This window comes from Actinomadura graeca (assembly GCF_019175365.1).
Lineage (GTDB): Bacteria > Actinomycetota > Actinomycetes > Streptosporangiales > Streptosporangiaceae > Spirillospora > Spirillospora graeca.
Genome location: NZ_CP059572.1, coordinates 8,802,392 through 8,817,847, shown reverse-complemented (window position 1 = coordinate 8,817,847; position 15,456 = coordinate 8,802,392). Strand labels below are relative to the sequence as shown.

The window sequence follows — 15,456 nt, the reverse complement described above, 5'->3', positions numbered from 1 at the left end:
TTCTCGGCTTGGGCGGGCAGGCGAAGCCCCCGGCAACCGGGGGGTCGCTCAGAAGGTGCACTTGAGGGACTTGATGCCCTCCAGAAAGCTCGACTCCAGCCGCCGGGGCTCCCCCTCCGCCCGGATCTCCGGCAGGGTCCGGAGCAGCTCCCGGTAGAGGACGGTCATCTCCATCCGGGCGAGGTGGGCGCCCAGGCAGAAGTGCGGCCCGAGCGACCCGAACGCCAGGTGCGGGTTGGGGCTCCGCGTGAGGTCGAAGCGGTACGGGTCGTCGAAGACCTCCTCGTCCCGGTTCGCGGACCAGTAGAAGAGGAACATCCTGTCGCCCCGACGGAACCGGTGCCCGTTCATCTCGCAGTCGCGGGTGGCGATCCGGCGCATCCAGTTGATGGGGGTGGCGAGTCGGAGGACCTCGTCGGCGGCTCCGGCCGCGTGCGCGGAGTAGTCCGACAGCAGCAGCGCACGCTGCCCGGGGTGGCGGGTCAGCAGGACGAGCGCGTGGGAGATCGCGTTGCGGGTGGTCTCCATGCCGGCGATGACGAGGAGGATGAAGAAGGAGACCAGTTCCTGCCGGGTGAGGCTCTCCCCGTCCACCCGGGCCCGCACCAGCTTGGTGATCAGGTCGTCCCGCGGGTGGGCGGCACGCTCCCGGCCGAGGCGGGTGATGTAGTCCCCGAGCTCCCGCGACGCGTCCATCACCACGGCGGCGGGGTCCTCCCCCTCAGCGACGTAGTCGGGGTCGAAGGGGCCGACGACCCGGTTGGACCGCGTGTAGAGGAACTCGTAGTCCTCGGGCGGGACGCCCATCATCTCGCTGAGCACGGCGATCGGCATCTCCGCCGCGACGTCCCGCACGAAGTCGCCGGGCCCCCGCTCGGCCAGCTCGGCGACGATGCGGCGGGCGATCCGGTCCGCCGCCGACTCGAACCCGGCGACCGTCCCGTGCCCGAACGCGCGCGCGACGATGCGCCGCAGCCGGGCGTGCTCGGGGTTGTCCATATTGATCATCGAGCCGTAGAACTCGTGCAGCTCCGGGGGGAGCCCGACGATGCTGGTCGCCCCCTCCGAGGAGAAGTCCCTCGGACGGCGGCTCACCTCGACGATGTCGGCGTGCTTGACGAGCGCGTAGTACCCGAAGGTCGGCCCCAGCCCGGGGATCTGCTGGCGGACGAACTCGGGCCGCGGCAGCCCGCGCAGCCTCTCGAAGATGCCCGCGCGCTCGTCGTGCGGCCGCGACCAGAAGGCGGGGTCGAGGAGGTCGGGGGTCTGGTCGACGGCGGCCGCGCTGGGAGGAATTGCCACGAAAGCCTCGATTCAGCCAGGGGATGTTCGAGCCTTTCGAGCCGCGCTTAAGCGGCCCTAGTCCCGCGCTAATCGCGCGCGCCGCCAGAAGGCGGGCGCGGTCACCGCACATTGTCGGCCGCCGAGGGATTAGCAGTGCTTTAGCGGCGCCGTCGATGCTCCAGAACGGGCGTGGTCAAGCGCGCCCGTTCTCGCGGAGAGGAGCGGCCGCGGCCACCGATGGCGAACAACGAAGAGAAACTCCTTGCCTACCTCAAGCGCGTCACCGGGGACCTGCGCGAGGCCCGGCGGCGGCTGGCCGACGGCGAGGCCGCGGCGCACGAGCCGATCGCGGTCATCGGGATGGCGTGCCGGCTGCCGGGCGGCGTGGCCTCCCCGCGGGACCTGTGGGACGTGGTGGCCGGCGGCCGCGACGCGGTCGTGGAGCTGCCCGGCGACCGGGGGTGGGACCTGGAGGCGCTCTACCACCCCGATCCCGAGCACCTCGGCACCACCTACGTCCGCCGGGGAGGCTTCGTCCACGACGCGGGCGACTTCGACGCGGCCTTCTTCGGCATCGGCCCGGGCGAGGCCGTCGGGATGGCGCCCCAGCAGCGGCTGGCCCTGGAGACGGCGTGGGAGGCCATCGAGCACGCCCGCATCCCGCCGGGGTCGCTGCGGGGCACGCCGACCGGGGCCTTCGTCGGCTGCGACGGCCTCGACTACACCCTCGGGGACGCCAAGATCCCCGCGGGCGCGGCGGGCTTCTTCACGACCGGGAACTCCGCCAGCATCACCTCCGGCCGCATCTCCTACGCCCTCGGCCTGGAAGGGCCGGCGGTCACGCTCGACACCGCGTGCTCGTCCTCGCTGGTGGCGATCCACCTGGCGGCCCAGGCGCTGCGCAGGGGCGAGTGCGCCCTGGCGCTGGCGGGCGGCGCGTACGTGATGGCGTCCCCCGCCCCGCTGATCGGGTTCAGCGAGCTGGGCGGCCTGGCCCCGGACGGCCGGTCCAAGCCCTTCTCGGCGCGGGCGGACGGGATGACCCTGTCCGAGGGCACGGGCATGGTCCTCCTGGAGCGGCTCTCGGACGCGCGCCGCAACGGCCGCAGGATCCTCGCGGTCGTCCGGGGGTCGGCCGTCAACCAGGACGGCGCGAGCAACGGGCTCACCGCGCCCAACGGCCCCGCGCAGGAGCGGGTGATCCGCCAGGCCCTCGCGGACGCGCGGCTCGCGCCCTCGGGCGTGGACGCGGTCGAGGCGCATGGCACCGGCACCACCCTCGGCGATCCGATCGAGGCGGGCGCCCTGCTGGCGACGTACGGCGCGGACCGCCCGGACGGGCGTCCGCTGTGGCTCGGGTCGGTCAAGTCCAACATCGGGCACACCCAGATCACCGCGGGCGTCGCCGGCGTGATCAAGATGGTGCTGGCGCTCGGGCACGGGCTGCTGCCCGCCACGCTGCACGCGGCCGAGCCGTCCCCCCATGTGGACTGGGACGCCGGCGGCCTGCGGCTGCTCACCGAGGCGGTGCCCTGGCCCGCGGGCGGGCGTCCGCGCCGCGCCGGGGTGTCGTCGTTCGGCTTCTCCGGCACGAACGCGCATCTGATCCTGGAGGAGGCCCCCGCCGACGCGATCGGCGCGGCCTCCCCGCAAGGCGCGTCCCCGGAGCCCGCATCCCCGGAGGGGGCGGGGGCGGTGCCGTGGGTGGTGTCCGCGCACGGCGAGGCCGCGTTGCGGGCCCAGGCCCGGCGGCTGTGCGAGAGCCCTGCGGCCGATCCGGTCGCCGTGGCCTGGTCGCTGGTGACGACCCGCTCGGCGTTCGGGCACCGTGCCGTCGCCGTGGGCCCCGACCCCGGCGCCGCGCTCGGCGCGCTGGCCCGGGGCGAGGCCCATCCGGACCTGGTGTCGGGCACGGCCGGCGAGGTCGGCCCGGGTCCGGTGCTGGTGTTCCCGGGCCAGGGGTCGCAGTGGGCGGGGATGGGCGCGGACCTGCTGGGTTCCTCGCCGGTGTTCGCCGCTCGGATCGCCGAGTGCGAGGGGGCGCTGCGACCCCACGTCGACTGGTCCCTGACCGAGGTCCTCCGCGGTGACGGGTCGCCGCTGAGCCGGGTGGACGTCGTCCAGCCCGTGCTGTGGGCGGTGATGGTCTCACTGGCCGCCCTCTGGGAGCACCACGGCGTACGGCCCGCCGCAGTCGTCGGACACTCCCAAGGAGAAATCGCCGCCGCCTGCGTCGCCGGTGCCCTCACCCTCGAAGACGCCGCCAAAATCGTCGCCGTGCGGGCCCGGGCCCTACGCGCGCTGTCCGGCAAGGGGACGATGGCCTCCCTGGGCATGGGAGCCGACCAGGCCGCAGAGCTGATCGGCGACCGCGACGGCGTCGTGATCGCCGCCGTCAACGGCCCGTCCTCCACCGTCATCTCCGGCCCGACAGAACCGCTCGCCGCCCTCGTCGAAGCCGCCCAAGCCCAGGGACTGCGCGCCCGGCTCATCGACGTCGACTACGCCTCCCACGGCCCCCAGATCGACCAGCTCACCGACACCCTCACCACCGGACTGGCAGGCGTCGCCCCGTCCCGCGCGCCGGTCGCCTACTACTCCGCCGTCACCGGGACCCGCGTCGACACCACCACCCTCGACACCCAGTACTGGATCACCAACCTGCGCCGGCCCGTCCGGTTCGCGGACGCCGTCGGCGCGCTCCTCGACGACGGCCACCGCGTCTTCATCGAGGCCAGCAGCCATCCCGTCCTGTCGGCGGGGATGCAGGAGTGCTTCGAGCTCGCGGACGTCCAGGCGGTCACGGTGCCGACGCTGCGCCGTTCGCACGGCGGTCCCGTCCAGGTCGCGCGCGCCGCGGGCCAGGCGTTCGCCGCGGGCGTGGAGGTGGACTGGACGACCTGGTTCCCCTCCGATCCGCCTCCCCCCACGGTGGACCTGCCGACGTACGCGTTCCAGCGGCGGCGGTACTGGGTGGAGCACGCTCCCCCGGGCGCGGCGGGTGGCGGCGGCCACGACGCGGCCGAGGCGCGGCTGTGGAAGGCGGTCGAGGACGGCGATCCGGAGGCGGTGGCCGCGGCGCTGCGGCTGAACGGCGACGGCGCGGCGGCGGGCGCGATCGGACCGGCGCTGCCGGTGCTGTCGGCGTGGCGGCGCGAGCACCGCGAGCAGCGCACGGTGGACGCCTGCCGCTACCGGGTCACCTGGACGAGGCTGGAGGAGGCGAAGACGCGGACACCGTCCGGCACCTGGCTGCTGCTGGTACCGGCGGCGCACGCCGAGGGATCCGCCGCCCGGACGGTCGCCGAGGCCCTTGGAGACCGCGCGGTGGTCGCCGTCTGCGACGAGACCGAGCGGGGCCCGCTGGCGCGGCGGCTCGCGGATCTGGCCGCCGGTCCGCCGCCCGCCGGCGTCGTCAGCCTGCTGGGCCTGGACGAGACGCCGCACGCGGGGCATCCCGCCGTCCCGAACGGCCTGGCCGCCACCACCGCGCTGGTCCAGGCGCTGGGCGACGCCGCGATCACCGCGCCGCTGTGGTGCGTCACCCAGGGCGCGGTGGCCGTGAACGCCGCCGACGCGCCGGTGAGCCCCGCGCAGGCGCAGGTGTGGGGGCTCGGCCGGGTCGCCGCCCTGGAGCATCCGAGGACGTGGGGCGGGCTGATCGACCTGCCGGCCGCGCCGGACGCGGGCACCCCGGCCCGGTTCGCCGCCGTGCTCGCCGCGGGGCCGCCCGAGGACCAGGTCGCGATCCGCTCGGCGGCCGCCTGGGCGCGGCGCCTCGTCCACGCGCCCCCGCAGGAGCCGGACCCGGCGGCCGCCTGGCGGCCGGCCGGGACCACCCTGGTCACCGGCGGGACGGGCGGCATCGGCGCGCGGCTCGCCCTCTGGCTGGCCCGCGAGGGGGCCCCGCACCTCGTCCTGACCAGCCGCCGTGGCGCCGACGCGCCCGGGGCGCCGGAGCTGGCCGCCGAGCTGAAGGCGCTCGGCACCGCCGTGACCATCGCGGCCTGCGACGCCGGGGACCGCGAGGCGGTGCGGGGGGTCCTGGACGGGATTCCCGCGGACCTGCCGCTGACCGCCGTCGTCCACGCCGCCGGGGTGTCCACCTACGCGCCCGTCGCCGACCTCACGCCCCGCGCCCTCGACGAGGTGCTGCGGCCGAAGTCGCATGCGGCGCAGCACCTGCACGAGCTGACCCGGCACATGGACCTGTCGGCGTTCGTGCTGTTCTCCTCGGGCGCCGCGACCTGGGGCAGCGGCCAGCAGGCCGCCTACGCCGCCGCCAACAGCCACCTCGACGCCCTCGCCGAGCACCGCCGCGCCCAGGGCCTGCCCGCCACCTCCGTCGCCTGGGGGGCGTGGGGTGAGGTCGGCATGGCGTCCGACGACGCGTCCCTGGCGTTCTTCAGCCGTTTCGGCCTGCACCCCGTTCCGCCCGACCTGGCGATCAGGGCGCTCCACCAGGCGGTGAGCCAGGGCGCCACGACCCTGACCGTCGCCGACATCGACTGGGAGCGGTTCACGCCCACCTTCACGGCCCAGCGTCCCGCGCCGCTGCTGGACGACCTTCCCGAGAACGACCCGTCCGCCGGTGCGGACGGCGCGGCGTCCGCGACCCCGCTCGTCGAGGAGCTCACCGGCCTGCCGCCCGGCCAGCGGATGCGGGCGCTGCTCGGGCACGTCCAGGCCCAGGCGGCCGCGGCCGTCGGGCTGCCCTCACCGGACGCCGTCCCTCCCGGCAGACCATTCCAGGAGCTGGGCTTCGACTCGCTGTCGGCCGTCCAGCTCCGCAACCAGCTCAACGCCGCGACCGGCCTCCGGCTCCCCACCACGCTGGTCTTCGACCACCCGACGCCGCAGGAGCTGGCGAGCCACCTGCACGGGCGGCTCGTCGCCGACGACACGCCCACCGAGGACACGGTCATGGCCGAGCTCGACCGGTGGGAGGCGGCCTGGGCCGCGGACGAGGCCGACGAGGCGGCCCGGCGCCGGATCGGGCTGCGGATGCGTGCCCTGCTCGCCCGCTGGACCGAGGGCGGGACCGGCCGGCCGGACCGCCACCAAGATCTTGAAACGGCGACGGCGGAGGACATCTTCGACGTCATCTCCACCGAGTTCGGGAAGTCGTGACGCCGGTGGCCACCACCCGTTCCACGTCAAGGAGCCTGCGATAGATGTCGAACGAGGAGAAGCTTCTCGAGAACCTCAAGTGGGTCACCGCGGAGTTGCGGGAGACGCGCGAACGGCTGCTCAAGGCCGAGTCCGCCGTCGCCGAGCCGATCGCGATCGTGGGCATGGCCTGCCGCTATCCCGGCGGTGTGCGCTCCCCGGAGGACCTCTGGCGGGTCGTGTCCGAGGGCACCGACGCGATCTCGGGGTTCCCCACCGACCGCGGCTGGGACCTCCAGGCGCTTTATCACCCCGATCCCGAGAACCCGGGGACATCCTATGTCCGCGAGGGCGGCTTCGTCTATGACGTGGGCGAGTTCGATGCGGGGTTCTTCGGGATCAGCCCGCGTGAGGCCGTGGCGATGGACCCGCAGCAGCGGCTGCTGCTGGAGGTGGCGTGGGAGGCGTTCGAGCGGGCCGGGCTCACCCGCGAGGCCCTGGACGGCAGCGACACCGGCGTCTTCGCGGGGATCAGCGGATACGACTACACGACCCTGATCCCCCAGACCGCCAGCGAGGTCGAGGGCTACATCGGAACCGGCAGCCTCGGCAGTGTCGCGTCCGGCCGCGTGGCCTACACCTTCGGGCTGCAAGGGCCCGCGGTGACGGTGGACACCGCCTGTTCGTCATCGCTGGTCTCGGTCCATCTGGCGGTGCAGGCGTTGCGGGATGGTGACTGCTCACTGGCGCTGGCCGGAGGAGCCACCGTCATGGCCACCCCCGGCGCCTTCACCGAATTCTCCCGCCAGCGCGGACTGGCCCCCGACGGACGCTGCAAACCCTTCGCCGACGCCGCCGACGGCACCGGATGGGGCGAAGGAGCCGGCCTCATCCTCCTGGAACGCCTCACCGACGCCCAGCGCAACCACCACCACATCCACGCCATCATCCGCTCCACCGCCGTCAACCAAGACGGCACCAGCAACGGACTCACCGCACCCAACGGACCCGCCCAAGAACGCGTCATCCGCCAAGCCCTCACCACCGCCCACCTCACCCCCCACGACATCGACGCCATCGAAGCCCACGGCACCGGCACCACCCTCGGCGACCCCATCGAAGCCCACGCACTCCAAACCACCTACACCCACAACCGCCCCACCACCCACCCCCTCTACCTCGGCTCGGTCAAATCCAACATCGGCCACACCCAAGCCGCCGCCGGCATCGCCGGCATCATCAAAATGACCCAAGCCCTCCACCACCGCCTCCTGCCCAAAACCCTCCACATCGACCAGCCCAGCCACCACATCAACTGGAACACCACCACCCTGCACCTCCTCACCCAGCCCACCCCCTGGCCCGCACACCCCCGCCCCCGCCGCGCCGCCATCTCCGCCTTCGGCATCTCCGGCACCAACGCCCACCTCATCCTCGAACAAGCACCGGACCAGGACGTCGCGGAGCCGTCCGCGGAGGTCCGGGGGCCGACGCCGTGGGTCGTCTCCGGTCACAGCGCCGAGGCGCTCCGGGGGCAGGCCAGGGCGCTGGCCGCGCGCGCGACCACCGCCCCGGAGCCGTCCGGCGTCGACATCGGGTGGTCGCTGGTCAAGACGCGGTCGGTGTTCGAGCACCGCGCCGTGGTGACCGGTGAGGATCAGGACACGCTTCTGGCGGGCGTGCAGGCCCTCGCGCGCGGCGAGGCGCACCCGGCGGTGACGACGGGAGAGGCGCGTCCGACCGGGCCGGGGCCGGTGCTGGTGTTCCCCGGGCAGGGTTCCCAATGGGCCGGGATGGGCGCCGAACTCCTGGAAACCTCACCGGTGTTCGCCGCCCGCATCGCCGAATGCGAGGAGGCCCTGCGACCCCACGTCGACTGGTCCCTGACCGAAGTCCTCCGTGGTGACGTAGACTCACTGGACCGGGTGGACGTGCTCCAGCCCGTGCTGTGGGCGGTAATGGTCTCACTGGCCGCTCTCTGGGAGCACCACGGCGTACGGCCCGCCGCAGTCGTCGGGCACTCGCAGGGCGAGATCGCCGCCGCCTGCGTCGCCGGCGCCCTCACTGTCGAAGACGCCGCGAAGATCGTCGCCGTCCGTGCCCGGGCACTACGCGCGCTGTCCGGCAAGGGGACGATGGCCTCCCTGGGCGCGGGCGAGGAGGCGACCACCAGGCTCATCGCCGAGCTCGGCGCCGACACCGAAGGCGTCGTGGTCGCCGCTATCAACGGCCCGTCCTCCACCGTCATCTCCGGCCCGACAGAACCGCTCGCCGCCCTCGTCGAAGCCGCCCAAGCCCAGGGACTGCGCGCCCGGCTCATCGACGTCGACTACGCCTCCCACGGCCCCCAGATCGACCAGCTCACCACCACCCTCACCACCCAGCTGGCAGACATCACCCCCACCCGCGCACCAATCGCCTACTACTCCGCCGTCACCGCAACCCGCACCGACACCACCACCCTCGACACGGGGTACTGGATCACCAACCTGCGCCAGCCGGTCCGGTTCGCCGACACGATCGGCGCGCTCCTCCACGACGGCCACCGCATCTTCATCGAAGCAAGCCCCCACCCCGTCCTCACCATCGGAATGCAAGAGACCTTCGACCACACCTGCACCCACGCCGTCACCATCCCCACCCTCCGCCGCGACGACGGCGGTCTCGTCCAGGTGCTCCGGTCGCTGGGCGAGGTCTTCGTCAGCGGTGTCGCCGTGGACTGGGACGGCTGGTTCCGCACCGACCCGCCTCCCAAGGTCGTGGACCTGGCCACCTATGCCTTCCAGCGCCGGCACTACTGGCTGGAGCCTCCCGCCGCGTCGAACGGGAACGGCAACGGCAACGGGCACGCCCCGGCCGAGGCGCGGCTCTGGCAGGCGATCGAGGACCTCGACGTCGACGCGGTGTCCGGTGTGCTGCAGGTGGAGGACGACCCCGAGACCACCGGCGTGCTCCGTCCCGCGCTGCCCGTCCTGTCGGCGTGGCGGCGCGAGCAGCGCGAGCGGGCCACCATGGACTCGTGGCGTTACCACGTCACCTGGAAACATCTTCCCGACGCCGCGGCCGCGGGCCTGGCCGGGACGTGGCTGCTGCTCGCCCCCGCCGCGCACCCGGACCATTCGGCGGTGCGCACCACCGTCCGGGCCCTGCGCGCCCAGGGTGCCACCGCCGAACTCCAGCTCGTCGACACCCGCGAGGCCGACCGCGACTCCCTCGCCGCCCTGCTCGGGCGGTTCTCCGGCGACACGGCGCTGGAGGGTGTCGTCAACCTCCTCGGCCTGGACGAGGAGGCGCGCCCCGGGCATGCCGCGGTGCCCGCCGGGCTCGCGGCCACCACCGCCCTCGTGCAGGCGCTCGGCGACGCCGATCTCACCGCCCCCCTGTACACCCTCACCCAGGGCGCGGTCTCGACCGGCCCGGGCGATCCGCTGCTGAGCCCGGCACAGGCGCAGGTGTGGGGCTTCGGCCGGGTCGCCGCCCTGGAGCATCCGAGGACGTGGGGCGGGCTGATCGACCTGCCCGCGACGATCGACCACCACACCGTCGCGCGCCTGGCGGGGCTGCTCTCCCCCGGGCAGCCCGAGGACCAGGCCGCCGTCCGGGCCACGGCCGTCTGGGCCCGCCGGCTGGGCCACGCGCCCCCGGCCCCGCTGCCCGGCGAGTGGAGCCCCGATGGCACCACTCTGATCACCGGCGGGACGGGTGGCATCGGCGCGCTGCTGGCCCGGCGGCTCGCCGCGGCGGGCGCGCCTCGCCTGCTCCTGGCCGGCCGCCGAGGCGCCGACGCTCCCGGGGCGTCGGAACTGGCCGCCGAGCTGACCGCGCTCGGCACCGCCGTGACCATCGCGGCCTGCGACGTCTCCGACCGTGAGGCGGTGCGGCGGCTCCTCGCGGAGATCCCGTCCGAGCATCCGCTCGGCGCGGTGGTGCACGCCGCGGGCGTGCCGAACTACATCGCCATCAACGATCTCGACCCGCAGGCGCTCGACGAGGTGCTGCGGCCGAAGTCGCATGCGGCGCAGCACCTGCACGAACTGACCCGGCATATGGACCTGTCGGCGTTCGTACTCTTCTCCTCGGGTGCCGCGACCTGGGGCAGCGGCCAGCAAGCCGCCTACGCCGCCGCCAACAGCCACCTCGACGCCCTCGCCGAGCACCGCCGCGCCCAGGGCCTGCCCGCCACCTCCGTCGCCTGGGGGCCCTGGAGCCAGGCGGGCATGGCCGCCGACCAGGACTCGCTGGCGTTCTTCAGCCGCTTCGGCCTGCACCCGCTCTCCGCCGACCTCGCCCTCACGTCCCTGTTCCAGGCGGTCGCCGCCGGGACGGCCACGACCACGGTCGCCAACATCGACTGGGACCGGTTCTGGCCCACGTTCACCGCGCAGCGGCCGAGCCCGCTGCTCGGCGACCTCCCGGAGAACGCCGAGCCGGTCGCCGGCCCGTCCTCGGGCCCGGCCGGGGAGACCACCCCGCTGACGCAGGAGCTCGACGGCGCGACGCCGGAGCAGCGGCGGCAGATCCTGCTGAACCACGTCCGGCAGCAGGCCGCCGCGGCCATCGGCCACACCGGCGCGGACGCGATCCCGGCGTCCAAGCCGTTCCAGGAGCTGGGCTTCGACTCGCTCACCGCCGTGCAGGTCCGCAACCAGCTCAACGCCACGACCGGGCTCCGGCTCCCCACCACGATCCTCTTCGACCACCCCACGCCCCTGGAGCTCGCCGACCACCTCCTGTCGGAGCTGTCCGGCGGGCGGCAGGCCGCCGCCGAGCGCCCCCGGGTGGTGGTCGCCGGGGGCGACGAGCCGATCGCGATCATCGGGATGGCGTGCCGGTTCCCCGGGGACGTCCGTACCCCCGAGCAGCTCTGGGACCTGCTGGTCGCGGAGCGGGACGCGATGGGCCCGTTCCCCGAGGACCGCGGCTGGGACCTGGACGGGCTCTTCGACCCGGACCCCGACCGTCCCGGGACGTCGTACGTCCGCGAGGGCGGCTTCCTGTACGACGTGGGCGACTTCGATGCGGGGTTCTTCGGGATCAGCCCGCGTGAGGCCGTGGCGATGGACCCGCAGCAGCGGCTGCTGCTGGAGGTGGCGTGGGAGGCGTTCGAGCGGGCCGGGCTCACCCGCGAGGCCCTGGACGGCAGCGACACCGGCGTCTTCGCCGGGCTGACGATCTACGACTACGCCTCGCTGCTCGCCCAGGCGGCGAGCGAGGTGGAGGGATACGTCGGGACCGGCAGCCTCGGCTGCGTGGCCACCGGCCGGATCTCCTACGCGTTCGGGCTGGAGGGTCCGGCGCTGACCGTCGACACCGGATGCTCGTCGTCCCTCGTCGCCACCCATCTGGCGGTGCAGGCGTTGCGGGATGGTGACTGCTCACTGGCGCTGGCCGGAGGAGCCACCGTCATGGCCACCCCCGGCGCCTTCACCGAATTCTCCCGCCAGCGCGGACTGGCCCCCGACGGACGCTGCAAACCCTTCGCCGACGCCGCCGACGGCACCGGATGGGGCGAAGGAGCCGGCCTCATCCTCCTGGAACGCCTCACCGACGCCCAGCGCAACCACCACCACATCCACGCCATCATCCGCTCCACCGCCGTCAACCAAGACGGCACCAGCAACGGACTCACCGCACCCAACGGACCCGCCCAAGAACGCGTCATCCGCCAAGCCCTCACCACCGCCCACCTCACCCCCCACGACATCGACGCCATCGAAGCCCACGGCACCGGCACCACCCTCGGCGACCCCATCGAAGCCCACGCACTCCAAACCACCTACACCCACAACCGCCCCACCACCCACCCCCTCTACCTCGGCTCGGTCAAATCCAACATCGGCCACACCCAAGCCGCCGCCGGCATCGCCGGCATCATCAAAATGACCCAAGCCCTCCACCACCGCCTCCTGCCCAAAACCCTCCACATCGACCAGCCCAGCCACCACATCAACTGGAACACCACCACCCTGCACCTCCTCACCCAGCCCACCCCCTGGCCCGCACACCCCCGCCCCCGCCGCGCCGCCATCTCCGCCTTCGGCATCTCCGGCACCAACGCCCACCTCATCCTCGAACAAGCACCCGAACCCGAACCCGAGACCGAACCTTCGACGAGCACCCCGCCATCGGCGGACACGACGCCGCGCACGGACGCGGTCACGCCCTGGGTCGTCTCCGCACGGAGCGCGGAGGCGCTGCGCGCCCAAGCGCGGGTCCTGGCCGAGCGGATCGCCGCCGACACGGAGCCTTCGGCAGCGGATGTCGGCTGGTCGCTGATCAGGACACGGTCGGTGTTCGAGCATCGGGCCGTGATGGTCGGCCATGACCGCGACGAGCTGCTGGAACGCCTCGACGCCCTCGCGCAGGGCGGTGCGCACACGGACCTCGTCACCGGGACGGCCGACCCGTCCGGGTCGGGACCGGTACTGGTGTTCCCGGGCCAGGGTTCGCAGTGGGCCGGGATGGGCGCCGAACTCCTGGAAACCTCACCGGTGTTCGCCGCCCGCATCGCCGAATGCGAAGAGGCACTGCGACCCCACGTCGACTGGTCCCTGACCGAGGTACTGCGCAGCGACGGGTCACCGCTGGATCAGGTGGACGTGCTCCAGCCCGTGCTGTGGGCGGTGATGGTCTCACTGGCCGCCCTCTGGGAGCACCACGGCGTACGGCCCGCCGCAGTCATCGGGCACTCCCAAGGCGAGATCGCCGCCGCCTGCGTCGCCGGTGCCCTCACCCTCGAAGACGCCGCCAAAATCGTCGCCGTCCGGGCGCGGGCCCTACGCGCGCTGTCCGGCAAGGGGACGATGGCCTCCCTGGGCATGGGAGCCGACCAGGCCGCAGAGCTGATCGGCGACCGCGACGGCGTCGTGATCGCCGCCGTCAACGGCCCGTCCTCCACCGTCATCTCCGGACCACCCGAACCCCTGGCCGCCCTCGTCCAAACCGCCCAGGAACAAGGACTACGCGCCCGGCTCATCGACGTCGACTACGCCTCCCACGGCCCCCAAATCGACCAGCTCACCACCACCCTCACCACCCAGCTGGCAGACATCACCCCCACCCGCGCACCAGTCGCCTACTACTCCGCCGTCACCGCAACCCGCACCGACACCACCACCCTCGACACGGGGTACTGGATCACCAACCTGCGCCAGCCGGTCCGGTTCGCCGACACGATCGGCGCGCTCCTCCACGACGGCCACCGCATCTTCATCGAAGCAAGCCCCCACCCCGTCCTCACCATCGGAATGCAAGAGACCTTCGACCACACCGGCACCCACGCCGTCACCATCCCCACCCTCCGCCGCGACGACGGCGGTCCGCGGCAGATGGCGCGGGCGGCGGGCCACGCCTTCACGGCGGGCGCCGGGGTCGACTGGACCGGGTGGTTCCCCGCGGACCCGGAGCCGCGGACCGTGCCGCTGCCGACCTACGCCTTCCAGCGCGAGCGCTACTGGCTGGAGGTCAGGGACCGCGGCAGCGGCGAGCCGTCGGCGCTCGGGCTGGACTCGGCGGGGCACCCGCTGCTGGGCGCGGCCGTGGAGCCCGCGGACGGGGGGACGCTGCTGCTCACGGGACGGCTCACCCGGCGGTCCCACGCCTGGGTGGCCGAGCACAGGGTCGCGGACAGCGTGCTCCTGCCGGGTACCGCGTTCGTCGAGCTCGCCCTGCACGCGGCCGCGCGCGCCGGATGCGACCACGTCGCCGAGCTCACCGTCCACACGCCGCTGGCGGTCCCGGACGCCGACGCCCTGGACCTCCAGGTGACGGTCGGCGCCGCCGACGAGACGGGCCGGCGCCCCCTGGCCGTCCACTCGCGGCCGGCGCCGGCCGCCGGTGAGTCCGCCTGGACGCGGCACGCGACCGGCGCGCTGGCGTCACTGCCACCGGAGGCGCCCGCCTCCGGCCTCGGCGGCGCGTGGCCGCCTCCGGGCGCCGTGCCGATCACCGCCGGCGACCCCTACCCGGATCTCGCCGGGCGCGGCTACGGCTACGGCCCGGCCTCCCGGTCCCTGACCGCCGCGTGGAAGGTGGGCGAGGACATCTACGCCGAGGTGGCGCTTCCCGACCAGGAACGCCCGCGCGCCGCCGACTACGGCCTCCACCCCGTCCTCCTGGACGGTGCCCTGCACGCCCTCATCCTCGACGTCACCGCGTCCTCGGAGGAGCCGGACGAGATCCTCCTGCCCTTCTCCTGGAGCGGGCTGCGCCTGCACGCCACCGGCGCCGGCCGGCTGCGCGTGCGGATCTCCCGGACCTCGGCCGACGAGCTGTCGGTGACCGCCGCCGACCCGTTCGGCCGTCCCGTCGCCGACCTGGAGAGCGTGACCGTCCGGCCGGTGCCGGCGGGGCGGCTGGACCCTGGGCGGTCGGCGGAGCGGGACGCCCTCTTCCAGCTCGGCTGGACGCCCCTGCCGATCCCGGCGGACGCGCCCGCGGCCCCGGCGGCGGCCGTCGTCCCCGACGGCGACCCGACGGCCGCCGGGCTGGCCGCCGCGATGACCGGCGCCTCGTCCGCACCCGGCCTGGAGGCGCTCCGCGCGGCCGCCGCCGACGGGACGCGGCACCCGGAAGTCGTCGTCGCCGTCCTCACCGCCCCGGCGGACGCGGACGGCGTCGCCGAGCAGAGCCGCCGGGCCGCCACCACGGCGCTGGCACTGCTCCAGGAGTGGTTCGGCGCGCCCGAGTTCGAGGCCGCCCGGCTGGTCCTCGTCACCCGGGGGCGGCCGCGGTCCGCCCCGGCGACGCCGTCGACGACCTGCCCGCGGCGGCGCTCTGGGGGCTGGGGCGCAGCGCGCAGTCGGAGTATCCCGACCGGCTCACCCTGCTCGACGTGGACGGGTCGGACGCCTCGTTCCAGGCGGTGCCCGCGGTGCTGGCGTCCGGCGAACCCCAGGTGGCGCTCCGCGACGGCCGGGCGTATCTGCCCCGGCTCGTCCGCGACGACCCCGGCGGGCGCCTCGTCCCGCCAGAGGACGCCGGTCACTGGCGGCTGGAGCGGACCGGCCGCGACGGCGGCGTCGTCCTCGCGGAGCCCGCGGCGGAGGCGGCCGAGGCGGAACG

At 74.2% G+C, this 15,456-nt stretch carries 2 protein-coding genes and 2 pseudogenes; 3 read left to right on the top strand and 1 reads right to left on the bottom strand.

The features are described from left to right. Positions 1-48 precede the first annotated feature (48 nt). On the bottom strand, positions 49-1,302 hold the full coding sequence (locus tag AGRA3207_RS38960) for a cytochrome P450 (RefSeq protein ID WP_231332364.1): 1,254 nt from the start codon (positions 1,300-1,302) through the stop codon (positions 49-51). A gap of 219 nt (positions 1,303-1,521) precedes the next feature. On the opposite strand from AGRA3207_RS38960, the gene AGRA3207_RS38955 reads away from it, so the two are divergent. The 3 genes and pseudogenes from AGRA3207_RS38955 to AGRA3207_RS40450 form a co-directional block, all read left to right on the top strand. Beyond that, entirely contained in the window at positions 1,522-6,414 is a 4,893-nt protein-coding gene (locus AGRA3207_RS38955) for a type I polyketide synthase (RefSeq protein WP_231332363.1), read from the top strand. Positions 6,415-6,458: 44 nt separating this feature from the next. Then, a pseudogene (locus tag AGRA3207_RS38950) lies at positions 6,459-14,690 on the top strand (type I polyketide synthase); the annotation flags it as partial. A gap of 371 nt (positions 14,691-15,061) precedes the next feature. Further along, positions 15,062-15,265, top strand: a pseudogene (locus tag AGRA3207_RS40450) (SpnB-like Rossmann fold domain-containing protein); the annotation flags it as partial. Positions 15,266-15,456 lie beyond the last annotated feature (191 nt).